This window comes from Paenibacillus sp. Soil787, from assembly GCF_001429545.1.
In the GTDB taxonomy this organism is placed as follows: domain Bacteria; phylum Bacillota; class Bacilli; order Paenibacillales; family NBRC-103111; genus Paenibacillus_E.
Map to the genome: position 1 here is coordinate 47,131 of NZ_LMSP01000015.1, position 24,994 is coordinate 72,124.

Annotated in this window: 21 protein-coding genes; 6 read left to right on the forward strand and 15 right to left on the reverse strand. The window is 46.3% G+C overall.

The genetic code is table 11. From position 1 onward, the window contains the following. Positions 1-17: 17 nt before the first annotated feature. The 5 genes from ASG93_RS17080 to ASG93_RS17100 form a co-directional block, all read right to left on the reverse strand. On the reverse strand, positions 18-1,046 hold the full coding sequence (locus ASG93_RS17080; protein ID WP_056833769.1) for a hypothetical protein: 1,029 nt from the start codon (positions 1,044-1,046) through the stop codon (positions 18-20). A gap of 127 nt (positions 1,047-1,173) precedes the next feature. Beyond that, positions 1,174-2,700, reverse strand: coding sequence for a hypothetical protein (locus tag ASG93_RS17085; RefSeq protein ID WP_056833770.1), 1,527 nt, complete (start codon positions 2,698-2,700; stop codon positions 1,174-1,176). Next, a complete protein-coding gene (locus ASG93_RS17090; protein WP_056833771.1) occupies positions 2,697-3,443 on the reverse strand; it encodes a glycosyltransferase family 2 protein in 747 nt (248 codons plus the stop codon). The genes ASG93_RS17085 and ASG93_RS17090 overlap by 4 nt, the downstream gene beginning before the upstream one ends. Beyond that, positions 3,436-4,896, reverse strand: coding sequence for an alkaline phosphatase family protein (locus ASG93_RS17095; RefSeq protein WP_056833772.1), 1,461 nt, complete (start codon positions 4,894-4,896; stop codon positions 3,436-3,438). Before ASG93_RS17095 ends, ASG93_RS17090 begins: the two co-directional genes overlap by 8 nt. Before the next feature lies 1 nt (position 4,897). Next, a complete protein-coding gene (locus ASG93_RS17100; RefSeq protein WP_056833773.1) occupies positions 4,898-5,866 on the reverse strand; it encodes a lysylphosphatidylglycerol synthase transmembrane domain-containing protein in 969 nt (322 codons plus the stop codon). A gap of 226 nt (positions 5,867-6,092) precedes the next feature. Here ASG93_RS17100 and ASG93_RS17105 point away from each other — a divergent pair, with 226 nt between their 5' ends. The 6 genes from ASG93_RS17105 (at position 6,093) to ASG93_RS17130 (ending at position 13,983) form a co-directional block, all read left to right on the forward strand. Then, a complete protein-coding gene (locus tag ASG93_RS17105) occupies positions 6,093-6,884 on the forward strand; it encodes a putative protein N(5)-glutamine methyltransferase (protein WP_056833774.1) in 792 nt (263 codons plus the stop codon). Between the two features lie 391 nt (positions 6,885-7,275). Continuing rightward, positions 7,276-8,238, forward strand: coding sequence for a carbohydrate ABC transporter permease (locus ASG93_RS17110; RefSeq protein WP_056833775.1), 963 nt, complete (start codon positions 7,276-7,278; stop codon positions 8,236-8,238). Further along, positions 8,235-9,086 carry a carbohydrate ABC transporter permease gene (locus ASG93_RS17115; protein ID WP_056833776.1) on the forward strand — a complete coding sequence of 284 codons (852 nt, stop codon included), beginning with the start codon at positions 8,235-8,237 and terminating at the stop codon, positions 9,084-9,086. The genes ASG93_RS17110 and ASG93_RS17115 overlap by 4 nt, the downstream gene beginning before the upstream one ends. Positions 9,087-9,165: 79 nt before the next feature. Then, a complete protein-coding gene (locus ASG93_RS17120; RefSeq protein ID WP_056833777.1) occupies positions 9,166-10,926 on the forward strand; it encodes a sensor histidine kinase in 1,761 nt (586 codons plus the stop codon). Further along, a complete protein-coding gene (locus tag ASG93_RS17125; RefSeq protein WP_056833778.1) occupies positions 10,904-12,520 on the forward strand; it encodes a response regulator transcription factor in 1,617 nt (538 codons plus the stop codon). Before ASG93_RS17120 ends, ASG93_RS17125 begins: the two co-directional genes overlap by 23 nt. Positions 12,521-12,666: 146 nt before the next feature. Continuing rightward, entirely contained in the window at positions 12,667-13,983 is a 1,317-nt protein-coding gene (locus ASG93_RS17130; RefSeq protein ID WP_056833779.1) for an ABC transporter substrate-binding protein, read from the forward strand. 1,375 nt (positions 13,984-15,358) lie between these two features. On the opposite strand, the gene ASG93_RS17135 is transcribed toward ASG93_RS17130, so the two are convergent. The 10 genes from ASG93_RS17135 to ASG93_RS17180 form a co-directional block, all read right to left on the reverse strand. Next, positions 15,359-16,120 carry an IS91 family transposase gene (locus ASG93_RS17135; RefSeq protein WP_056833780.1) on the reverse strand — a complete coding sequence of 254 codons (762 nt, stop codon included), beginning with the start codon at positions 16,118-16,120 and terminating at the stop codon, positions 15,359-15,361. 262 nt (positions 16,121-16,382) lie between these two features. Continuing rightward, positions 16,383-16,583, reverse strand: a complete 201-nt coding sequence (locus ASG93_RS17140; RefSeq protein ID WP_028555213.1) for a cold-shock protein — start codon at positions 16,581-16,583, stop codon at positions 16,383-16,385. A gap of 169 nt (positions 16,584-16,752) precedes the next feature. After that, the gene (locus ASG93_RS35745; RefSeq protein WP_056833781.1) at positions 16,753-16,971 is read right to left on the reverse strand and encodes a helix-turn-helix domain-containing protein; all 219 of its coding nucleotides are present in this window, start codon (positions 16,969-16,971) and stop codon (positions 16,753-16,755) included. A gap of 13 nt (positions 16,972-16,984) precedes the next feature. Next, positions 16,985-17,386: an HAD family hydrolase gene (locus tag ASG93_RS17150; protein ID WP_056833790.1), complete on the reverse strand. Its 402-nt coding sequence runs from the start codon at positions 17,384-17,386 to the stop codon at positions 16,985-16,987. A gap of 225 nt (positions 17,387-17,611) precedes the next feature. Then, entirely contained in the window at positions 17,612-18,151 is a 540-nt protein-coding gene (locus ASG93_RS17155) for a C40 family peptidase (protein ID WP_056833782.1), read from the reverse strand. A gap of 161 nt (positions 18,152-18,312) precedes the next feature. Further along, positions 18,313-19,506 (reverse strand): response regulator, encoded by a 1,194-nt coding sequence (locus ASG93_RS17160; protein WP_056833783.1) that lies wholly within the window; start codon positions 19,504-19,506, stop codon positions 18,313-18,315. A 3-nt stretch (positions 19,507-19,509) separates the two neighbouring features. Beyond that, positions 19,510-21,357 carry a sensor histidine kinase gene (locus ASG93_RS17165; protein WP_056833784.1) on the reverse strand — a complete coding sequence of 616 codons (1,848 nt, stop codon included), beginning with the start codon at positions 21,355-21,357 and terminating at the stop codon, positions 19,510-19,512. 84 nt (positions 21,358-21,441) lie between these two features. Continuing rightward, the gene (locus ASG93_RS17170) at positions 21,442-22,323 is read right to left on the reverse strand and encodes a carbohydrate ABC transporter permease (protein WP_082614941.1); all 882 of its coding nucleotides are present in this window, start codon (positions 22,321-22,323) and stop codon (positions 21,442-21,444) included. Between the two features lie 17 nt (positions 22,324-22,340). Then, on the reverse strand, positions 22,341-23,231 hold the full coding sequence (locus tag ASG93_RS17175) for a carbohydrate ABC transporter permease (RefSeq protein ID WP_056833785.1): 891 nt from the start codon (positions 23,229-23,231) through the stop codon (positions 22,341-22,343). 94 nt (positions 23,232-23,325) lie between these two features. Next, entirely contained in the window at positions 23,326-24,633 is a 1,308-nt protein-coding gene (locus tag ASG93_RS17180; RefSeq protein ID WP_056833792.1) for an extracellular solute-binding protein, read from the reverse strand. Between the last annotated feature and the right edge of the window lie 361 nt (positions 24,634-24,994).

The following is a 24,994-nucleotide window of genomic DNA, read 5'->3' on the forward strand; positions in this document are numbered from 1 at the left end:
AATTGTTTAACAAACGCTCAAATCCACTTTTTCTTGCGGGCGAACCATACGCCTCCGCCAAGTAATACAATGACTCCTCCGATAACGGCTACGCTGACGAGAGGATTCGTTTTGTCTGTACGCTGCATAGGTGCATGTGCTGAAGCTACTTTCGTGGAATCAGCTTGTTTAGCATCTGAGGCAGCTGCTTCTGATGCTTTAGCTGGCGCTTCTACAGCTGCTGAAGGCTCAGCGGCTTCAGCCGTTGGTGTTGGACTAGCGCTTGCCGTCGCAGAAGGCTCAGGCGACTTCGTCTCAACGGCTGCAGCTGCATCGGGTGCCTTCGTTTCGGCCGGTTTGGCGTCTTTCCCTGCAGCAGGTTGTTCCGGCTTAGCGGCAGGCTCACTTTTGGGAGCTTCCACTTTAGGCGTTTCCTGCGGTTTAGCTACAGGAGCAGTCTCACTTGGAGCAGTTGGCTTGACGTAAGCCGTATAAGGGAACAACGGTTTCACTTTACCATAGATGAAATTGACCTTTTCCTTGAAGACATCGGGCTGTACATCCTTCTTCCCTACACCGAACAATCCAGGATTCCCTAGCGCTTCAAGTGCGGCTTCGAAAGCTTTATTAATGTCACTCGAACCCGCCCCCACATAAGGCTCCAGTGTGTCAAAGGTTGCCTTAGCTTTGGCCAGCAAGAGTTTAGACTCTGCATAATCATCAATGCCTTTAGTAGCATAGGTAAACCGTCGATCCAAGTTCATCACAAGGACAGCTTTGAAATTAGCAATGACTGCTTTACTATCTTTGGCCTGGAAATTAGCATCCAGTGTGACAGCTATTCCTTCGCCGAAGTGCGATACGAGTTCTGCTCTTATCTCCTTGTAAGCACCTTCCGCAGCACCCCAATTGTCCGCTCCGTCGCCTACACTGGCTTGAACCAGCTTAAAGGTTTCAGCGACTGCTTCTGTATTGGCGTCACCATACGAATAGGCCAACGCGGAGGTCGGCAAGATGATCAATGCCGCTAGAACAAAAGTCAAACCGGCTAGTAGCCATCGTTTCATGTCTTCACCCCTGATATGTATGTTTGGAATCTCGCTGCCAGTGATAATCATTTTCATTGATAATGATAATCATTATGCATTTATGTGTCAACCATTATTTTACTCTACTAAAAAGAAAAACCCAGACTTAACGCACCCACTCATATAAAATGACGTGAGCATAAGCCGGATCAAAAAGCGCATCTGACTTAAACTCAGCAAGCTGCTTAACATGCTCCTTCACCGATTTACCTTGCTGCACAAAGCCTTGAACGACATGATCAGTGAGAAGCACTCGCCGCTCGGGACTCGCCCCAGCCAACGCTTGAAAATAACCGTACGTATAGATGCGCTGATGATCATAGTCGGCCTGCAAGTATTGCAGGACTCTTGTTTCTTCCCATGTAAACAGCAGAAGAGGACCTTGCAGACGGCTTACATAGTCATGAAGCTGATAAACCGCCGGCTCTTCCACGGCCTGCCGTTTCTGAAGCTGAGCCCCATATACGACTTGAATGGATATAAGGCTAATGAGGAGAGCGTACAGGATCGTTGGTGCTTTTCTCAATAGACGCATCCCCTGCGTGGATGTCCTTAATCCCTCTGCTGTCCGAATGATAAAAGCAAACATAAGAAGCAATATCGGAGCAACGACCGGAACGATATGGCGCGGTTTCTCAATATTTTGACCCAAAAGAGCCCATAGGGTGTACAAAACGGCGCAGCCAACGAGCCAGAACATATATCGTCGATTCTCATTACCTTGCACACTAGGAGGGACCAATCTCCGACCGATAAACGCTGCTGCGACAACAATGACCAACCATAAGCCAATGAGAAGGGATCCGCCTAGCAGAGCTGATCCCAGTAAATTGTGTCCAATAAGTTGGTAGATTCGTTCTCCAATCGGCATCGGGGTAGAGATGACACCGCCGCCCCATTCGGAGAAGTGTCCTTCAACGAAAGCCAAAGAGAGCTTCCAGAAACCAGCGAGGGTTCCTTCGGAAAGCACCAAACCAGCTACCCAAAGCAGCTGGAATAGCAGTGCCGCCAAGGCCGAGCACCCTAGTCTCAACCATCTCCGCCAACCGCTCGCACCGGACTGCCAAATTCCGTACCAGAGCGGCACTAGCGTTAGACCGTATGGAAAGAAGGATAGCCGTGTACCCATAAGGAAACCGAACATCAGCAGCGCCAGGCCATGACGAAGCATGGAACCCGGACGATCCATCGCAAAGCGGATACTCCAAAGAAACCACCACAATAAGGCCATACCTGCACATTCCGACATGGGACGTGAGGACATGAGCCAAATGTAGGGGCTGCTTAATACGAGCGCAGGCAGTAAAAGACTCTTCATGCCGCTGCCCGTCAGACGGTTTGCCAGTAAAAACATCGGGAGCGCGGAGCTTAGGGCTGCTAAGCTATTGAAGACAGATAAAGCTTTAACAGGATTATTCATCCACTGGTTAATAAACCAACCGCCTAGAATAAAATACGGATAACCCGGAAAATGAGGCTGCATGGCGAGTAGATCGTACCGATGCAGAGCCAACGTGAAATCGACCTCGTCCCATGTTCGCGCAAAGGGGCTAGCGTAGACAATACTCAGGCACGTCACTCCAGCAATAACCGCAACTGCGAAAAGCGCCAACCATACTGTGTTGCGTCTCATACGCCCGCATCATCTCGATTCGTCTGTGGATTCACATTGCGTTTGGAAACAGGGCGTCTCATTTCTTTATAGATCGCCGGAAGTACGGAGGTCACATACTGTCTGAATTTGATGAAGGATTGCCCTTTCGTACGAACTTGATAGGAGATCGGAATCTCCTCCAAGCGATATCCTTGTCGAACCAGGTTCAACGTGAGCACCTGGGCATAGTTATAATCATGAACAATGACGGCATTCTCCATGGCATCGCGAGAAAATCCGCGCATCCCGGATTGGCCGTCATAAATCCATCTGCGCAGCAGAATCGCCTGCAGCAGCGTGAACGTATAGTTGCCTAAACGGCGATGCAGCTTCATGCCTTGGATCTGACCTTTGAAGCGTGAGCCGAAGGTGTAGTCCGCGCGCCCGGCGATGATGGGCGCAAGGACATCGGGAATTTGCTCCGGCGGATACTCATTATCCGCATCAATCATGATGCCGATGTCTGCGCTAAGCAGGCAGCTTTGCTTCAGCCCTTCACGAACGGCTGCGCCGAGCCCTTTATTGTGCGGGAACGATACGATGTGGTCGGCTCCCGCTGCCTTGCTGGCGGCGACCGTGCGGTCCTTGGACCCGTCGTCGATCACCAGCACTTCCACCTCATAATGAGGGTGGAAAGCTCTCGGTACGCGGGCAATAACCCCGCTAATATTCTCTTCTTCGTTATGCGCAGGCATGAAAACGATAATTTTCTTCTTAGTCATGTTGCTTGATTGCCTCCGTTAGGACTGGTCCGCGACTATGGCTAGGGAATGGCGCTCCCAACAGGTAGGCCAAAGTTGGAGCCATCGATACGAGGGAATGCTTTTCGTCAATGCGATGGCCGGCCTCAATGGCCCTGCCATGCAGGAAGAAAGGAACATAACGCTCACCCTCATCCAAATGGCCATGTCCGCCGATACCATCAGCCTGTCCGTGATCGGCACAAATGATGAGTGTCGTATTCTCCATCATGCCGCGCTCTTCAAGCCAACCGACGAATTCTTCAATTAATTTATCGGCTTCTGCGATTTTTTGCGTGTAATCGTCATATAAAACGCCTCGGCTGTGACCCGTTTGGTCAACACCAATCAATTGGGCAACGAGTAAATCCGGATTTTGTTCCGCCATAATCTTCTTCGCCCGTTCGATAATATTACGATCTGCGACATCGTTGTGCATCACAGCGGTCACACTCTCAACATCGTCCCCCATGGAGTCGATTAAGTGCGCTATGCCGAGCAGACGTCCTTTTTTGCCAACTTTACGCAGCGAATCAAAAATACTTTCAACCCGAATCCCCAGTCTCCAAACCATATTGGAGCGAATACCGTGCTCGCGCGGGTAAGTACCTGTGAACATCGAAGAGAAACATACCACGGTACGCGCAGGATACACGGTTTCCATTTGGGCATACTCCGTACCTTCCGCTCTCAGTTTCTTCATAAATTTCGCGTCGGCTTCTTCAAAGCGCTCTTTGCGCATCCCGTCCACGACAATCACAATGACCTTCTTGTTCAGTGCTTGTCCACCCGCTTGTACATCGCTTGAATCGCGTGTGTATGTAGGGATTTCGGCTGGTTTCCAGTCAAACAAATAACGGTGGAGAATGAAGCTGTATATCAGCAAGCCGCCTGCAAATAGAAGCCCCGTACCCACATCAGAGGAAACACCTGCCTCAAATTGACGGTAATAATGATTCCATACGAAAAGCAGCAGCAAAAACTTTGGCATCTGCTCCTGCGCATTGCCGCTCGTCGAATCGCTATTCTTCAGCACGAGTTTCCAGAACCGCGTGAAATTCCACCAAGTCGTGCCAATTCGCAGATGATAGTAAAAAGTGCCCCAGAAGTACACTGTAAAGAAGTAGAATAACCCAAGCGCCAGCAAATACAGCGAGAAATCAGACCGCTCCCATATCAACAGCGCAGCAATTAACGGCATCCATAAATAATTTCGCAAAAAAAGCGGAAAATCAAAGCAATAATACAGCACAAAAAGAGGGAGGGTCACCAGCAGCCCCAAACCAGCGGCACTCCAAAAGCTAGGATCAGACCAAACGCCGATATGATAGAGCAGAAAAACGCCCACAACGAAAATCGGGGTAAACGGTTTTCCTTCATTTAACAAATTCCAGCAGCGAGCTGCGACTATTTCAAACGATGAAGCTTTTTTCATATTAATCATCCTTCCATGCGTTGCCATTCAATAATGGTTTTTTGTGACTCGTAAGCCGTCCAATCCAGGTTTTCATCTCGCGCCAATGTAAAGGCATTCGCACAAGTGAATACGCCCCTAACGTATAAGCAAATACAAACTTAAATGTATGCGACACAAGCGCCGCTCTATAAGCATCCTTCGCATCCACACCCAGCAAGACAAGGGACCCGATCATTGTACTCTCATAAGTACCTATCCCGCCTGGGGTTATATGAAAAATTTGTCCGGCAATCGTCATACTATTCGCCCAAACGAGCGAGATTGTCCCAAGCTGCAAGCCGATCATGCGAGCAACAGCAAAGATAATACCAGCTTCCAGCATCCAACTTATCGCAATAATGCCTATAATGACGAGCCCTTTGCCAGACAGCATTTTAAGATGAAAATAAGCCGAATGCTTGGCTATGAACGGAATTTGGCGAATCACAGGCAGGTAATGCGCTGTTGCGAGAATCACGGTTCCCCCAGCCAACACCGTCACCCAGATCCAAGAAGAGGGAAGACCTAACCGAATGATACCGATTCCCCCAATGCCGGCAAGCACGAGCATATCAAGCAATCGCATAACCGCAACGGAATGGAATGCTTCCTCCCACGATTTCCCGCCATGCTTCATATATAAGCCAGCACGAACACCATCTCCCGCTTTCACCGGAAGTACATGATTCACGAGCAAGCTATAGCTAATGGCATGAAAATAAATGCTGAACCGAACCTCAGATCCTGTATACATTCGCCAAGCCGCGGCCTTTAGAAGGAAAGAGACCAGATATACGATGAACATGAAGACCAACCACTCAGGTTGATGGCAAAGAAGCTCTACATCGCGAAGCCATTCCTTCGAATCGAACCATTGCCATGTCAAAACAATAGAACAAACGATCAAAAGAATCGCCATGAAACGAATAATTTGTTTCTTTGTTGGCATATTTGTTGTGACCTTCTTTTAGTTAAGGGTACCTCAAACTAGTTGTATGTGAGAATGAGAATCATGGTCAGTATAGGCGGTTTAGGGGGCTACGTCAACCAAATCTTGTTCTTTGGGATAACGTACAGAATGACTATAGCGATTCTTTATCGGTAATATCCTTATATATTTTGTTATCATGTTCATTAGGAGACATGATGGATTATTCGAAAGAGAGTGAAGATGTATTATAAATGAAACAATCTATGTCAGCAGGCTTCGAGCAGCTGGTTGTGTTTTCGCCGAAGAGGAGGCCCGGTTACTCGTCTCAGCAGCTCGGACGTCGGAGGAGCTCATCGCCATGGTGGATCGTCGAGTCGCCGGTTTGCCTCTCGAACACGTTATCGGATGGGCGGAATTTTGCGGTCTGAAGATAAGCGTGGATCCAGGAGTCTTCGTACCTCGCCATCGCACAGAGTTTCTCGTTCGCCAGGCCGCAGCACTCGCACAGTCAGGAGCCGTAGTGATCGACCTATGCTGCGGCTCTGGCGCGGTGGGCACAGCACTGGCTGCCGCCTTAGAACGGATCGAGTTGCACGCCACCGATATCGACCCAGCCGCAGTACGGTGTGCCCGCCGCAACGTCGCTTCCGCTAGTGGTCACGTATATGAAGGCGACCTCTACGAGCCGCTGCCCGCCCTACTGCGAGGCCGCGTCGACATCTTGGTCGCCAACGCACCTTACGTCCCCACCGAGGCGATCCGGCTGCTGCCTCCAGAGGCCCGGATACACGAGTCGCAGGTGGCGCTCGACGGGGGAGCGGACGGGCTTGACGTCCAGCGCCGGGTGGTGGCTGCGGCGCCAATCTGGCTGGCACCGGGCGGCCATCTTCTGGTCGAGACTAGTCAGCGGCAGGCGCCGCAGACAGCCAAGCTTTTCGCTAGCAATGGGCTGATCCCGCAGGTGACCAGATTAGACGAACTGGACGCCACAGTCGTAATAGGAACCAAGCCCGGCCTGTCCGCAACCAAGGGGTGATCCCTAATAAACCCAGTTAAACACTTATTTATGGTGTTTTGACTGGGTTTTTTTATTAGAATCACATTGAGAACAAATAAGCGCAAAAACGCGCTTTCAACGAGAGCTCCGCGAGCCGAAGCTCGTCGACTGTGTCGGAGAGGTCGGAAATCGGCTTCTCAGCTGACCTTCCTGCGCATCCGCACTGTGTAAGCGCGGAAAACGCGCTTAATCGCGCAGCCCTGAACAAAATCACCCTTCGGTTGTTGAAGCATAACCACTTATCCACAGGCGCTCAGAACAATTTGTTCGATTCTGAATGAATTGTGTTCATTACTCTCATTTTTCGGGTGAGCAATACCTTTTATACTAAACATAAAGGTGTTATTGAAATGAAAGGCGGTTTAACCGGATGAAGCCTGAAACTAGCATTACTCACCCAAAGCTTTCCTCACGCAAAAAGACAACAGCATTCACCCTGAAAGGACGCTGGGAATCGCCAATAGCCGGGTATCTATTCATTTCCCCGTGGTTACTTGGATTTCTGCTGTTAACCTTATGGCCGATGGTTCAATCGATGTATTATTCCTTCACTAAATATACGTTATTAGATGCCCCAGAGTGGATTGGCCTAAGAAACTACGAGCGGATTTTTGCAGACGATGAGATGTTTCGTCAATCAATGAAAATAACGATTCTTTTCGTCGTTTTATCCGTGCCCATCAAGCTCTTCAGTGCTTTAATGGTTGCGATCGTGCTCAATAAGAAAATAAAAGGGATTTCTGTGTATCGAACATTCATCTATTTGCCTTCACTCATAGGGAGCAGCATTGCTGTAGCTATTCTTTGGCAAAACATTTTCGGTATCAACGGGTTTATCAATCGATTTTTAAGTTATTTCGGTATTGAGGGAATCAGCTGGATTAGTAATCCCAATACGGCATTAGGCACCTTAATTATTCTGGTTGCTTGGCAGTTTGGTTCTTCGATGGTTATTTTCCTAGCCGGATTAAAACAAATACCTGCCGAGTTATACGAGGCTTCTTCCGTAGATGGCGCATCTAAAGTCAGACAGTTTTTCAGTATTACTTTACCTATGCTGTCGCCTGTACTGTTGTTTAATCTCGTGCTGCAGACCATCGGTTCCTTTCAAATGTTTACGCAAGCCTTCATCATTACGAAAGGCGGGCCCATTAACTCCACGTACATGTACGCTTTATACCTATATGATCGCGCCTTTTCTAGATATGAGATGGGTTATGCTTCCGCTCTGGCATGGATACTCCTTGTGGTGATTGCGATCGTAACGGCTTTAATTTTCGCCTCATCCCGTTACTGGGTATTCTATGAAACAGAAGGAGCGAGAAGAAAATGAGAAACCAATTGATTGGAGCACGGACTTTTCGAACGCATTTCTTATTAGCGCTTTTTAGTCTAATTATGATATATCCCATGCTATGGTGGGTGGGAGCTGCCTTTAAATCGAACGCGGAGATGAGCTCGCCCAGCTTCTTTCCTACCGAGTGGTTATGGAGCAACTTTAGCCAAGGGTGGGTCGCCATTCCTAAGTTTACCTTTACTCATTTTTATCTGAATACCTTTGAACTGATTACAGGAGTTCTTGTAACGTCTATCATTTCCTGCAGCTTGGTGGCTTTTGGTTTCGCTCGATTGGATTTTCCGCTGAAAAACTTCTGGTTTTCCATTCTGATGGTCACCCTGATGCTGCCAAGTCAAGTGACACTGGTTCCACAGTACATCATGTTTAATACTTGGGGTTGGGTCAATACGTATCTGCCTTTCTATGTTCCACATGCCCTAGCAGGCGGTATCGGCGGACCCTTCTTTATCTTCCTATTGGTGCAGTTTATTCGCGGGATTCCGCGGGAGCTGGATGAATCGGCCAAAATGGACGGCTGCAGCTGGTTCGGCATTTACTTAAGAATTGTACTGCCCTTAACGAAGCCCGCGCTTGTAACGGTCGCCATTTATTGTTTCCTTTGGAATTGGGACGATTTCTTCGGACACTTGCTGTATATCAATTCGGTGAGCAAATACACCGTCGGTCTTGCCTTGAAGCTGTTTGTCGACAGCCAATCGGCTCTTCCGTGGGGACAATTACTTGCCATGTCGCTCGTTTCTATTATTCCATCACTGATTCTCTTTTTTATGGCGCAGCGCCATTTTGTCGATGGCATTGCTTCAGGTGCAGTGAAAGGATAGAATAATAGAATAAAGGAAAAAGGTTGCGCTACCGCAGCCTTTTTTGCACTTTTATGGAAGTAAATGAGGAGGAGCTGCTGTGTTTAACTTATTCAAGCGCGTTCGAATCGGTCGCCTGTTCTTTGGAAGCTTCGCCGCGTTCATTGCCGTGCTGCTGCTCATTTCCTCCTGGATCAGCTACAGCCTAACTTCACGCGAGTTAGCTGACAATACGGCTAATTATCAGCAGGATCTGTTAAATGAATTGAATAAACGCTTGGTCACTCAGTTGAACTCTATTGAGCAGATGTCTAATGCAGCCTCTAGAAATATCGAAATTATCGGATATGATCCTCTGGAGACTGACTTATTTGAGCTAAAAAAGCGTAAGGAAGATTTGGCTAATCTACTTGCCAGCATTACCTACAGCACAACAATGGTGCAGTCCATTTATTTATATATCGAACACCCGTTCGTGACAGATGCTCAAGGGCCAATTCGCGTTTATGACTTAAAGAAGGTGAAGGACGAGGATTGGCACGCGGACATCCAAAATAATGATTTTGCCTGGGTCAAAGAACGTACGATTCAAACCAATAAAGGCGCGCTATCGGTTACTAGCTTTGCAAGAAAGCTTTACAATAACTCAGGTATCTATTACGGCTTGCTCTTGCTCAATGTGAAATCATCCGAGATCCAGAATTTGATTCGGGGTGAAACGGAGGGAAGAAGCAGATTGTTAATTGATGCAGGCGGCAGAACCATTGCTGCCATCGGCGATCCCAACTTGCAAGAGAGTGAGCTTGAGAAGATTAGGCTGATTAAGGAGAAGTCTGGAAGTGTTCATTTAACAGCCAAACCACAAAGTGAATCCTTACTCGTTTGGAGTAAATCCCCTTCGAATTGGACACTGGTTGAGGTGACACCGTGGAAGAACATTGTCCATGGCAGTATTCGATTAGCCCTTATTCTTCTAACTGTAGGTCTATCCGCCATTTTTATCGCTTCCTTTTTCACCTTCTTTATTTCCAGACAATTCACCAATCCTATTCGACTTTTGGTTGCTTTTATGAATAAGCTTCCTGATCGGGGTCTTGTTTCGGACTTGCCTACGGATTATACCAATGAGTTTGGTAATTTATTTAATGGCTATCGGAAACAAATGGAACGAATTGAGGAACTTCTAACCTCATTGAAAGCTCAGCACAAGCGCCAACGCGAAGCCGAAATTAAGGCGCTGCAGGCCATGATTAATCCTCATTTTCTGTATAACACTTTGGATCAACTGAACTGGCTAGCTATTGATTCCGGTCAAACGAAAATCAGCAAGATCCTTTCCTTAATGGGTAAAATGTTTCGCATCGGCCTATCCAATGGTGAGACATTGATTCCTATCGCAGACGAGATGACGCATGTCGAATGTTATTTGCAAATACAGCAAATTCGTTGGGGTGACCGCTTGGCATTCACGATCACTGTCGATGAAACAGCCAAACACCTCTTTGTACCGAGACTGACCCTGCAGCCTTTTATCGAAAACGCGATCATCCACGGTTTTCACGGGCGAAAGAAAGGCGAAATCCAAGTGAGCGTGCAGCTGCTAGGGCAAGACATCCAATTTCAAGTTTGGGATGATGGCGTTGGGCTGCGACCCGATTGGGATCAACCCAAGGCAAGGAAAACAGGCGGTTACGGATTGCGAAATGTGAGAGAACGCATTGAGGCTTATTTCGGGCCTCCTTATGGAGTTCATATTACAAGTACGGAAGGGAAGGGCACCGAAGTTACCATTCTATTGCCGCAAATCCAAAATAAAGAAGAAGTCGAGGAGAGGTATCATGTGGAAAATACTCATTATTGATGATGACTTTCAAGTGTTGGAAGGTATGAAGAAGGCGATTCCTTGGGAGTCCATTGACGCCGAATTAGTGGGTGAAGCCAGCGATGGCGCCGAAGGTCTAGAGATGGTCCGACAAACTCAGCCGGATATCGTGATTACGGATATTTACATGCCTGTGATGAACGGCTTAGAAATGATCGAGAAGCTCCGAGAGACTAACTTTCCCGGTGAACTGATTATCCTAAGCGGTTACGCTGACTTCCAGTATGCTCGGCAGGCTCTGCGGCTGCAGGTGAGTGACTATTTGTCCAAGCCCGTTACCATTGAAGAGCTGGGGGCAGTGCTAGCCAAAGTTATTAAAGAATTGGAATCGAAAGAACTGAAAAAAATAGAGCAAGAAGAAGTCAAAAGAAGGCTGATGATGTATGAGCCCTTTGTCCAGCAAGAATGGTTGAAGTCGGTCATTACCGGCACCTTTAATGAAACGATAGCCGCGGAAAGTATTCAGCTATCTGAACAAGCCTACTGGCTGCACAGAAACCACCTCGTGATGGGTATAGAGTTGATGAGCACTATTCGCACGGCTAACCTATCGCTAATCGATTGGAACTTGTTTCGTTTTGCATTAGCCAATATTATTAGAGAAATCTTGGCCGAAGATTGGCCGGAATCCGACTTTATTGAGCTTCACAGCCATCATGCCGCGATAATGTTTCATACTGAGCGTTCAAGTGTGAAAGATGATGCCATGCGTAGGATTCAATTGATTGGCGAACGTATCACGGATTGTGTCCTTACTTACCTTCGGCTAACGATCCGTTTAGGGTTAGGCCAGATGAAGGAATCTTGGCAGGAAATATCAGACTCCACCGAGGAAGCCTTTCTTGATTTATTACAGATGTCTATCATCCCGACACTTACTGGAGATCATCGATCTACCGTTCCACCCGAGAAAGAACTGGCTATTCGTCCAGTTAAATTTTATCAAGAGCTTGCAGAAGCGATTGTTTATTCCAAAGAAGAAACCGCTGCGCAGATTGTGGAAGCTTATATCAACCAATTGCAAAGCATATCAACCATAACCCCCGCTTACTTGCAGTATTTATGTACAGAGCTATGGACGATATTTGCTTACTCCTTATACAGCGTAGGAATTGTGCTTGATGAACTGTTTCCAGAAATGAAGCTGCAATCGGAAATTATTCAAATCCAAACACCGGAGCAATTGCAGCAATGGCTGCGGGGCAAAATTCATATTATTGCAACCAGCCGTCATTGGAACGAGAATTCCAAACATAAAGAAGTGGTCGATTTCATGATTCAATACGCACACGATCACTATGCCGAAGAGATCAGCTTGGAAGATATGTCGAAGCAGCTTTACTTGTCTCGCAATTATTTGAATCAAATTTTCAAGAAAGCGACCGGTGAAACCTTCACGAACTACGTCATTCAAGTGCGGATGAAGAAGGCACAGGCCCTTCTGGCCGAAGGCAAATATTTGATCTATGAGATATCCGAAAAAGTCGGCTATAAAAATGTCCCTTATTTTAGCTCTATTTTCAAAAAATATAATGGCATAAGCCCGAGTGAAGTAAGTAAGAGTGGGTTATAACTTGGAATGTACCTATACGTCGTCAAATTATGATCAATATTGTGATCAATAGTGAAAGAAGTGTGTTCATTACTCTGCTTTTTCTTCTTTTCAATTGTCCTATAATTAACTTGTAAAGATAATGAGGTAGTGAAAGGGGATTTTCAATGAAAGTGCAGATGAGAAAATGGAGCATGCTCTCGATGACTGCCATGATAGCGCTGTCCCTAAGTGCATGTGGTTCCGGAAATACACCAAGTACTACGGGGAGCAGCCCTGCTGCAACACCGGCACCCGCGGCTACAACATCCCAGCCTGTTAAGCTTCGCATTGTATGGTGGGGTTCACAGGCAAGGCACGACGCTACATTAAAAGCACTAGATGCGTATACAAAGAAACATCCCAACGTGACCTTTGAGCCAGAATTCTCTGGGTTTGATGGCTACGCGGATAAGTTGGCTACCCAAGCTGCAGCCAAAAATGCCCCCGATATTATCCAAATGGATCCGGCCTGGCTCGCTGAGTATGCAGGTAGAAACCAGCTGGCTGACTTATCCAAAGGCATTCGTACCGAAGATATCGACAAATCGCTCGTGGATTCAGGGAAATTTAAAGATAAGCTTTATGCCATCGCGCTAGGCAATAATGCAACTGGCATGATTTACAACAAGAATGCCGTTGATAAACTAGGGGTTACACCTCCCAAAAACGGCTGGACATGGGACGAATACTTCCAATTCGGTAAAGATACTAAAGCCAAGCTTGAGAAAGACAAATATGTGTTGATGGATGCAACATCCGATTATACCACATATTCTGCTTATCAAATCAGTCAGGGCAAAGGCTACCCGATCACCGAAGACGGCAAATTCAACTTCGATAAAGATACCTGGCTGACCTTTGTTAAGAAATATGCGGAGCTGCGTACAGCCGGGGTTATTCCTCCCGCAGAAATCGCTAGCACGGATAAAGAGTCTGACGCTAAGCTCGACTTAATGAACAATGACAGCGTATTGATGAAACGTACTTTCGCCGCGCTATTCCCAGGTTACGAGGGTGTAAAACCAGGTACTTACTCACTTGTTGCTCAGCCTAAAGGAACCAAGTCCAGCGGTTGGCTGAAGCCTTCTATGTTCTGGTCGGTAAGTGCTGATTCCAAGTATGCGGAAGAATCTAAGAAATTCATCGATTGGTTCGTGAATGATAGCGAAGCTGCAGACATTTTAACGACTACACGAGGCGTGCCGGTTTCCAAGAAAATGCTTGAGTACCTAACACCTAAGTTAACTCCTGCAGATAAATTGCAAATTGAACTCATTAAAACTGTTGCTCCTGACGCTCAACCCTTCAATGCTGGAGCTAAAGGCTGGAGCAACTATACAGCTAAAGATTATAAGAGTATCGGTGAAAAAGTAATGTTCGGCAAAATAACGCCAGAAGCTGCTTTCGATGAGCTTGTGAAAAAGGCGAAGGATTATCAATAAACTCCAGATTAAATGCAAAGAGAACCCAAGCAAGGTCAGGTATGTACTCCCAGACCTTACTTGGGTTCTCTTTGCTAAAGCGTTAACTTTTATCATATTGTACACTATACCCCTCTAGAGGAATCATTGGTTTAAAGTATCCACTGCCCTTTGAGGATTGTTTGCCAGGAAATAAATCCCAGGCCCAAGCCACTCGTAACCATTTTCGCTAGCTCTCATAGAATCTTGATGCATCAAAAACCTATCGGCAATCGATTGATCACATCCATGAAAGCCGAGTTCGAAATTAGGCAAATTAGAGTACATCATTGTTCTTGATATTGGGGCATTAATTTCCCATCTTTATCAACAATACCGGCTTTGGGTTAAGAAGTCCAACGACTTTTCACGCGGCTCCTCAATAATTTTATTAATATACTCATCAAGTGCTTCAATATGCACAAAAGTAAAACACTAATGGAGCAGAACGAAGGAAATAAAACCTGGCCGATGGCCAGGTTCTTGTCTAAAGCTACGTTTGAACATGGGGAACGAGCTTCTCTTTGCTATCACTCGCTCGTTTAGATACCAATCCGCCAGCTGCTGTTAGTTCGAGGAAACAATTATTCAACGGCTCATAATTACTGCGAAAGTGCAGGTATTTTTGCTAAAATCGTTTGAATAGCGGAAAAGCCTGCTATTCCGCAGGAATTTTATCTTTTCCATCCTGAAATCTAAAAAAAGACCGTAAAAGCCTGCACTTTTGCAGGAATGTACGAATAGGGGCTATTCGTAAGAAAAAAGCCTGCACTTTTGCAGGTTTAACACAACCACAGTTACTTCTTCTCATTAAGCTCGCTCAAACAAAAAAACATACAAATCTCAAGAAAGGGACTGCCCTTAAGTTAAACCCTGAAACTTATACTTTCTGTGAACAAAATCACATAAACACATCTGGATCATTCATTCCCAGCCAATCTTCTAGCGTACCTTCCATCCCTTTGTTCAACTCATCCAACTGCTTTTTCTCTTTGTTCTTTTCGTCTTTCATATGCCTTCATCCCCCATCTTTTCTCCTGTTTGCGCTCTGCTCTTCGTCGTAAATAATAGATTCGACCATGATCGGCGTGCCAAATAACCACCAGCAACATCCTTAGTTTGCAACATGGACACTTCAGGGGATCACGATCAAATGCTTCCATCATCCTTCGCGGTAACTCTTTTTTCTTCCCCGTACTTTTGTCATCTCAAATGTAAACTTCACCGCTCCGACTGCCTTGCTTTCATGTAGTTCCATACTTCTACTATCTTCTGTGCTTCTTTGTTTTTACTTCGATTATACAACCCAAATCTACCTGCCATACTGAAATGCTTCGGTGGGATATGCTGTAACAAATCATACCTTAAATACCGGTACCACGGCATCCACTCGTTTGACTGTCTGGTGATCCTCATACCAGAAATGCGCCTTCTCCCCGTCATAATTCACAATTCGGTATTCCGCTATGGCTGGTCTTGCCAAGTATCTCCCTATGTATCTCGCCGCTCCTTTGGTATCTTTCATCTTCTGCTCCGCGTTCACGTAAAATCCATGCTTATACCTTCCATAGAGCTCATTCACTAGTTCTTTCACTTTCTTGCTTTCGGGATACCACTTCTGCAGCAAATCCAGCAACAGCTTTTGCCATGCTTTTCTCAAATAATCATAGGAGATATATTCTACACGTTTCCACTCTATATTCTTATCTAGCGCACCCTCAGTCACTAATGCATGAATATGCGGGTTGAACTTCAGATCCCGACCAAATGTATGGATCACCGTGATGACACCTACTTCGTATTCTTTGCTTTTATTCATTCGCCGATAGTAATACTGAAATACCTTTGCTACTTCTTGACTTAGCTCATTCAGTTTACTCCGATCGTTAAAAAACACCTTTCTTAGTTCTTTCGGCACCGTAAATACCGTATGCCGATGAGGCACATTTAAGATCCTCTCAACTTGTTTCTCTGTAAATTCGTCCGTATATTTCTTTCCACAGTCATGACAAAACCGACTCTTGCAGGTAAAACATACATACACTGGTTCTGGTTCCCTTTCTTTACAACCCTTACACTCATAAAGCGCAAAACCCAGATCTCTACTGCCGCACTTCATAGCTTTCTGCTACGAACGGATTCTGGATAGGATTCTTCATACATTTGCCAAAACCCATGAGAGTGATCTTTCAAGATTTTCCTTACTGTCCCTTTCCTTTTGTACGATTTCGGCTCACCCATTTTCCTATCCCCCATTTCCATTTTACATCACTTATCCACAGATTCGCACCTTGCATAATTTCCTATACAACAAAAAAGAACGACCCTCAACATAATGTTGAGAGGCCGTTCTTAGAGAATGCTATTTGTGCAAGCTAAGCTTACAGTTTTACAACGTTCTCAGCTTGTGGTCCGCGGTTGCCTTGAACTACGTTGAACTCAACGCGTTGGCCTTCGTCCAAAGATTTGAAACCTTCGCCAGTGATTGCGGAGAAATGTACGAATACATCGTTGCCGCCTTCAACTTCGATAAAGCCAAATCCTTTTTCTGCGTTAAACCATTTTACTGTTCCTACTGCCATGGGTAATACCTCCAAAGTTTTATTAACATGTCTTTTTTCTTGTTTCGAACAAAAAAATTACACATTGGAAAAGGTTTCATTAACTTAATGATAACCCTTTGCAATACGCAATTCAGGTTGAATCTTTAAGACTTAACATTACTTTACCACACAATATCATGTAATGCAATTATCCTAAGAAGGGATTTCTTGCTAAAGATAAGAACTCTTCCCTGTCCTCTATTTTCAAGGCAATAGCTAGTGCTAATGCGACATCTTTCGACGGCTCGATTCGACCATTTTCGATTGAATTCAGGATGGAATAGCTGATTCCAGCCTTCTCCCCGAGCTTCCGGAGAGTTAGATTTTGCTGCTGTCTGAGTTCTTTTAATTTCGTGTGAAACGCCACTGCTGCGCCCTCCTCAGCCATTTTGATTGCCTTGCTGTCTGCGAATTTCGGCTTTAATTTTGTCGAATGGGTCCTGCCAATGGGGGGGCTTGATGGTCTTGCCGGTCTCATTTTTATGAACTTGACCATCAGGCCATACCTTGGACATATTTGCATGCTGAACGATGTCAAAAAACGGTCCAGGCTCCACGCCCATTTCAACTAATGTACCAAGGACAAAATATAACTCATCGATCATCGCATCCACTTCGTCTTCCAACGTGGCTGCTTCTTTAAACTCCTGAAGCTCCTCTTGCATCCAAGCTAAACGAGCAGCTTTGCGGCTTTCGGAAAGGCGCTGTGGAGATGTGCCTACTGGATGCTCAAACGTTGCATGAAACTTTTTAACATCTTCAAATGCTTGTTTTAAGGTCATTTCGTTTCTTCTGCTCCCTTGCAAACGGTTTTCTTTTATATACCATTTAAAAGTATGCTTGGTCAACAAAAAGACCTGACTTCGATTCTCCTATTTGATGGGAGGATCGAGCGAGGGCCTGGGATTGCGGCTTTGCGCGGGAGCGCTCTGATAAGCGCGTAAATGATAAGCGTGAAAGGCAAACAGCTAAAGCGCAATATTCGCGCTTTGGCTGCTTGTCCAATTTTACAAATGACTGCCTTTAATGAATCTATTTTTCCAATAGCCCGTATTCATATCGCGAATAACTACACCAGAGCTGGCCGTGTTGCTAATAAACTTACCATTGCCTACATAGATGCCAACGTGATTAATTCGGCCTGGTTTGCTAACACTAAAGAAAACGAGATCGCCTTTTCTTAATTGCGATTTATTCTTAACAGGAGTTCCTAACTTCGCTTGTGCACTTGATCCCCAAGGAAGCGTAATGCCATTCTTCTTAAACACCATTTGCGTATAAGCAGAGCAGTCTAAGATTAAACGATTCGTATCTCTTACGCCAAATACGTAGCGAACTTTACCTATATAGGATTGTGCAGTACGCACAATACTGTCAGCTTTGCTGGCACTCGTAGCGGTTGCGCTGTAGGTAGTAGTTGCCGCAGCATCTGTTGCCGCATGAGCGGACTGTGGACTAAGGAACATCGTTCCTGAAGTTAATAAGGAAAGGCTTAGGCTTATCCCCACTAACGATTTGCTAAGGCGGTTGGTTTTCAATGTTTGCATGATTGAACTCCTCCTTCATGGATCGTGTTGTGATGGGCTTGTTTGCCCTGAATACACCTTACCACACTACGATTGCCCAGCATTTACCTGAAAAGGGAGAAAGACATGCCACGCCTAGCATTGTCCGCCATTCTTAGAATTTCATGAGAATTTGATGAATATTATTCCCTTGACACACATTTATCCGGTTTATCTGTGTTCTCTTGGCGATATTCCGAAGGGGTTACGCCGTACTTTTTGCGGAAAACTTGCGAGAAATGGCGCATGTCATGGTACCCGATACGTTCAGCTATGTCAGCTAGCTTGAGCTTGGGATTCATCAGCAGCTGCTTAGCCTGTTCCAAACGCAACTGAATAACGTACTCCTTGAAGCCTTGACCAGTCTTCTGCTTAAAAAGCTGGCTAAAGTAGACAGAGTTTAGGTACACGATCGAAGCGACCTTCTCTAACGACAGATCAGCATGGTAGTGCGTGCGGATGTACTGCAGGGCAACCTCTATGGAACGATCGCTGCCGCTGGCATGGTGCTCGTAGACCTGCGTCGTAGACGCTTGCCTCATACGCTGTACTTCTGCTGGCACCGCCTGAAAGCAGTCGATCATCTCGGAACTCATCATCTGGAAGGGCACCTTCAAGTATTTCACGAGATGGCTGCGCAGCTCATCAATCAGCAGGGTCAGGCAATCCCCTTCCGGCAGCGTGACTAGTCCTAGCAGGCTTTTGCTGTCGTGCACCATCACGAAGCCTTTGCCGTAGCGCTCGATAAGCTCAAGCATGACGTTCTCGATAATGAAATTTTCGAGGAAAACGGGCTTATCGGTCTCCATTTTAACCATGATGAGATGAAAATAAGGGTGCTGCTCCATGAAGGGACCCATGTCGATGCGACCCGTGTCCAAACCCTGTGCAAAGCGCTGGAACACGGCTTCCTGCAAGTATTTGCGGTTGGCCTTCAATAGCTCAGCCTCTTCGATCAGCTCCGTTTCACGCGTGATTTCTTCGCTTAGCTTGCTGATCATTTCAATCAAAACCTCTTTGCCGATCGGCTTAAGCAAATAGTCCTTCGCCCCTAAACGCACTGCCTCCTGGGCGTAGGCAAACTCCGAATAGGCCGAAATGACAACCCATTTCACATGGGGGTGCCGGCTTCGAGACATATTCATTAGCTCTAGACCGGTCATGCCCGGCATCAAAATGTCCGTGAGAACGATATGAATCGGATGGCTCCGCAGCAGCGTGACGGCTTGCTCCGCATTCGCAGCCAGATGAACCCGATGCTCTGGGAAACGGTTCTGCAGCGTACGCTGGATGCCCTCTCGAATGACGGTTTCATCATCTACGATGAGAATGTCCATGGTTTACATTCCTTTCCGAGGAAGCGGCATCGCGATGATGACCGTTGTGCCTTCCCCTTGTTTACTATGAATACGGAGCCCGTAGGCATCTCCGAACATTAACGCTATGCGGCGGTGAACATTGGTGAGTCCAATGCCCCGCCTTGTTTTCACAGAAGAACTTGCCGTTTGGACCGAGCTTGAAGCTATTTGCTGCTCTATTTTCATCGATATCATCAGGCCACCCGCTTCCGTTTTATCCGCACGCAGCTGTTCCTGCATCTCCGCTAATGTGCTCTCCTCGATGCCCACCCCGTTATCCTTAATTATGATATGGAGCTCTTGCTCGGTAACCTCCGTGAATACACGGAGATTACCCGGCTCACGGAGAGGCTCCAACCCATATTTAACAGCGTTCTCGATGATCGGCTGCAAGGTCATTTTCGGTAGGGTGACATCAAGAACATCGGGATCAATTTGTATGTCTGTACGAACTCTGCCTTCCAAACGGCTCTCGATAATCGTGATGTAATGCCGCATTTGGTCCAGCTCCTGCCGCAGCGTCGTCTTAGACGCTTCCTGCCAGTCGCTGCTGTAGCGGAACATGTGAGACAGGGCCAAGATCACCTTGCCCAATCGATCGTTCTCCCGCTCATCCAGCATCCAATAAATCATATCCAAGGTGTTATAGAGGAAATGAGGGTTAACCTGCGATTGAAGCGCCTGCAGCTCCGCATTCTTCTCACTCATGGAAGAGAGCGTTATACGCTCGATAAGCTCATCCATCCGATTCACCATTCGGTTAAACGATGAAACCAACGAATTGATTTCCTCAAACGACTTTACGGTCACCGAGCCTTTGAAATTCCCCATCTCTACCTGCTTCATCTCGCGGATGAGCAGCTTGAGCGGTGAAGCGATGTTGCGAGAAATGAGACTCGCCAAAGCCGTCGACAAAATAACGAGTACCACAATAACCACGTACAAATACTCTCTTGTTTTCACAACTTCAGCATTGATATCCCCTTTGGGGGTCAAGCCGAATACCGTCCAATCCGACATCTTCGCCTTCGCCGCGACGATAAGCTGATCAGTACGATCTTCAACGATGATCTCACTGGCTTGAGGACGCGGAAGCCCTCCGAAGGAAGGCGGAATGACTTTCTCTTCCGCTGTAGTAGCAATCATCCGATCTTCCCGGTCAACAATATATACCTGGCTGTTAGGGCTAATGGTGACGTTCGAAAGAGCGGCAAGAATCGGCTGCGGATTCGTTTCAATGAGCATAACCCCTATCACACTATGGTCGGTTAAATCGTACAGCTTCCGCCCGAATATGAATAACGGATCCTTCTGAAACTGATTGATGACAGAGCCTTGGAACAGCCCCAGCCAGACCATTTCTCCTGATGAATCCTGCAGCTTCCGGTACCACTCCGAGGATGGATAGTTCGTGTCCATAACACTATGGAATCCTCGTTCGTAATTATAGTTTTTGCCAGCATTCGTAATCACATGAATTCCGACGATATCATCACGCGAATAATAGATAGCCCCTAAAATATTGGTAATCGTGCGCTCATTAATAATGCTAACAGCTTCATCCTTATTGGTGTCGCGATCTTGGATTAATCTGAGCATCTCAAAATTGCTATTCAGAGACTTTGTGATACTGTCATAGCCTTGCAGCAGCAAATCAAATAAACCTACCGTTTGAGAAATATTTTTCTCCGCCAAATCACTAATTTTACTATGGATGATTTGCGTTGTTTTCTGATAATAGAGCACACTTAAAAGAAGCACGAGAACTAGCATGCAGGAGATAAAAAGTAGAAATAGCCGGTTATGAATGGAGTGTAAGCCTCGTGTCACTTGGTTGTCGGTCCCCTTTCGTTATACGCTACTCCCTATTTTATCATAGGCATCCCAAGAAACAGCAAAAAGAGAGGGGTGAAATTAACCCTTCACCGCTCCCGCTACCATACCTTTTGTAATTTTATCGGCTAACAAGAAATAAATGAGAATGACCGGAAGTGCGCCTAGTACAAGGAAGGCACCGATTGCTCCGTAATTAACCGAATATTGACTGACGAAGCTGTTCACTCCGAACGGAAGCGTCTTAAGCCGCTCGGACGAGATGAAAGTCGCCGCCAGAATGTATTCATTCCAGATGCTGATGAAAGTTAAAATACAAACCGTCATCATCGGAGGAACCGAGATCGGTAAGATAATACTGCGGAAGATCCTGAAAACCCCTGCTCCATCCATAACAGCGGATTCCTCAATCTCACTCGGAATGGATTTCATAAATCCACTGAGAATAAAGACCGCAATTGGCGTCTGGAACGCTATATAAGGAAGAATAATCGAAAGATGAGTATTCAGTGCGTGTAGATTTTTGAAAATAATCATGAGCGGCAATAGCGTTGCCTGCAGCGGTACCATCATCCCGATGAGGAAGATGACCATCACGACCTGACCGTATTTCCAACGGAATCGGGCGATGGCAAACGAGGTAAGAGAACTTAGCAGCAGGACGCTTACCATCGTAACCGAAGTGACGAATAGGCTGTTTTTCAAATATTGAAAATAGTGTCCAGCCTTGATCGCATCCGTGAAATTCTTCCATTGAAGCGTATGAGGAAGAGCGAAAAATTGGCCCGACAGGATTTCTTCATTGCTTTTTAATGAGTAAATAGCCAGCCAGAGCAGCGGATATACTTGCGTAACCACGAGTAGGGAAAGAAAGGCGATCACGATGATTTTGACGATAGAGAGGCGTTTGCGTCTCCGAATGATTGCAGGCTTAGCCGAAGCTATTTCCCGTGCGGTCTGCATGGTAACACTCCCCTCCTTCATGAAAATCTTCTCTCTAGTCGGTTGAATACCGCATTAATAATGACCGTTGCGATCAAACACATACCGACCAAGAAAGCCGCAATCGCGCTTCCGTACCCATATTTCATGGAGAGGAACGACATGTTGTACATATGTGTGGAAATGACGTCTGTCGCGTGTGCCGGTCCCCCTGCGGTCATGACCATGACCATGTCGAACGCTTGCAGCGAGCCGATAAAGGCGAGGACGATGGATATTTTAAAAATCGGAATATTCATAGGGAAAGTAATATGCCAGTCGGCTTTAAGCCCCTCGGCTCCGTCAATCCGGGCTGCCTCATAAATATCAGCTGGGATGTTCTGAATACCGGTAAACTGGATCAGCGTATGGTAACCCAAGTACTGCCATAGGGCTACAAAATAGAGAGAATACATCGCAATCTTAGGATCTGTCAGCCAAGATCTCGTCCAACCATGTAAATTGAGCATATCAAGCACTTGATTGAGCATGCCCCCCATCGCGGCGGGGTTATAGATGGTTTTCCACAATTGACCGATGATAACCACGGATAGAATAACGGGTAAAAAGTAACTCGAAACGAGAAAATTCGGTTTCTTGATAAACCGGTTCAGGAGAATAGCTACACCCAAAGCGACCGGAATTTCGGCCATGGAAAATATAGCAAACATCCATGTACGGCGAACAGACGGCCAGAATACGGGGTCTGCGAAAAGCAGCGTCTGAAAATTTTTGAGTCCGAGAAATGTCGAATCGCCTATTCCGTTCCAATCCAGCAATCCACTGTACAGAGACACGAGAATCGGGACAAAAACAAGGCTAATATAGATCAGCAAACACGGTAGTACAAACATGGCAATTGTCCACTTGGAGACTCTTAACACATTCACTTGGCTCGCCTCCTTCCTGGCATATACCAATCGGAATCTACCTTCAGCCCATCGCGGCGCTCAAGATAAATTCCGATTCGGCTGCTAATTCATCTTATTTTTTATTTGTTTCATAAGCAGTTTGGTGTTCTTTGCCTACTTCAGCAGGATCTTTCTTCTGTACGAAGAGGTTTTGGATGCTAGTTAAGTGCCCTTGCGCTGTTCCTGGGTTCATCGTATTGTCGAACGCAAGATCGCCGCCTTTGACTTGCTTGAATAAGCCAAGCACTTCCATCGCCATATCGGAGTAACCAGCAGCTTTGAAGTCGCCGTCTACTTTTTGTGCGAGACCTACAGCACCTTTTACAGCGAAAGCTTCTTTAGGGAAGTTAAGCATGAAGTAATTCAAGAAATCTTTGGTTTCTTTCAAATGTTTGCTGTTTGCAGAAATAGCGAACGCGCTTCCTGGAGCAAGCATGAACTCGTCTGGATTCCCTTTACCTTTAACCGTTGGGAATTTGAACACGCCAACTTTACCATTCACAGAAGAGGTTTCGATTCCGCCGGTTGCCCAGCTGCCCATGAAGTACATGGCGGCTTTGCCGGTTTTGAACAAGTTTTCGCCTGCGTTGTAGTCAAAAGAAGTCGCGCCCTCTTGGAATGCGCCAGCTTGAACCAGGTCTTGAAAGCTGCTTACTGCTTCTGTGAATGCCGGATCAGCGAACGTCTTTTTGCCATCAACAACTGATTGTAGGAAGCCAGGACCGCCATTTGTGCGAAGCAATACGTTCATGAACAAGAAGGAACCTGTCCAGGAATCTTTTTCACCGATCGCCATTGGCTGAATGCCTTTGCCTTTGAGTGTTTTTACCGCTGTAACCATTTCTTCGAAAGTCTTCGGCACTTCAACGCCAGCTTGCTTGAATAAATCTTTATTGTAGTAAACAACAGCTATGTTGTTACCGTCAGGCAAGGCGTAGATGTTGTTGTTGAACGTGTACCAGTTCAGAATACCTTCTTGGAACGTCCCTTTTAATCCATTTTGATCCACCATGTCGTTCAGTGGCGCGAACAGGCCAGCATCGACGAATGGCTTCATTTGAGCAGCCGGATTGACGATCGTGATGTCTGGAACCTCTTTAGAAGCGGCTTGTGTTTTGAGCTTCAGCTTTTGTTGATCCGTGTTCAGGGAGTCAAGCTCGATCTTGATGGTTGGATTTTTCGTTTGGTAATCGTTAACGATCTTCTTCAACATGCCGTTTTTTGGATCTGTTGGATCCGGGTATATATTTTGGAACGTGATCGTAATGTTCTCCTGCTTTTTCGCTTGTGCTGTCGCAGTCGGAGCCGCGCTGGCTTTCGTATCCGTTGTACTGCCGCTCGTGCTTCCACCAGAACCGCATGCCGTTAAGCTGATAGCCATCAAGCTAGCTGCAACGACGCTTAGTGCTTTATATTTAGTTACCAATGTGAATCCCCCTCGTTTGGTTGGTTGTTCTTGATGTCTTTATTATCGCTCGAAATTGGCAACCCTTACAATGTGGGAACTATAGGTATGATGTTTGATTTTTATAGGTTTATGTTATAAGTGGGGGTGGATGATGGATCGGGAGATGAAAATGGCGAATGGGAATGATTGGTGGGATTGACTGCAAGAGGTGATTAGGCCAAGTGATGGGTGGGAGCAGATGGTTAGAGTGGCAGATGGGAGATTCGGTCAGGAGTGCAGGAAGGGAGTAACTGGCGGGATGCGTAGGAGTGAAGGAAGGGAGTAACTGGCGGGA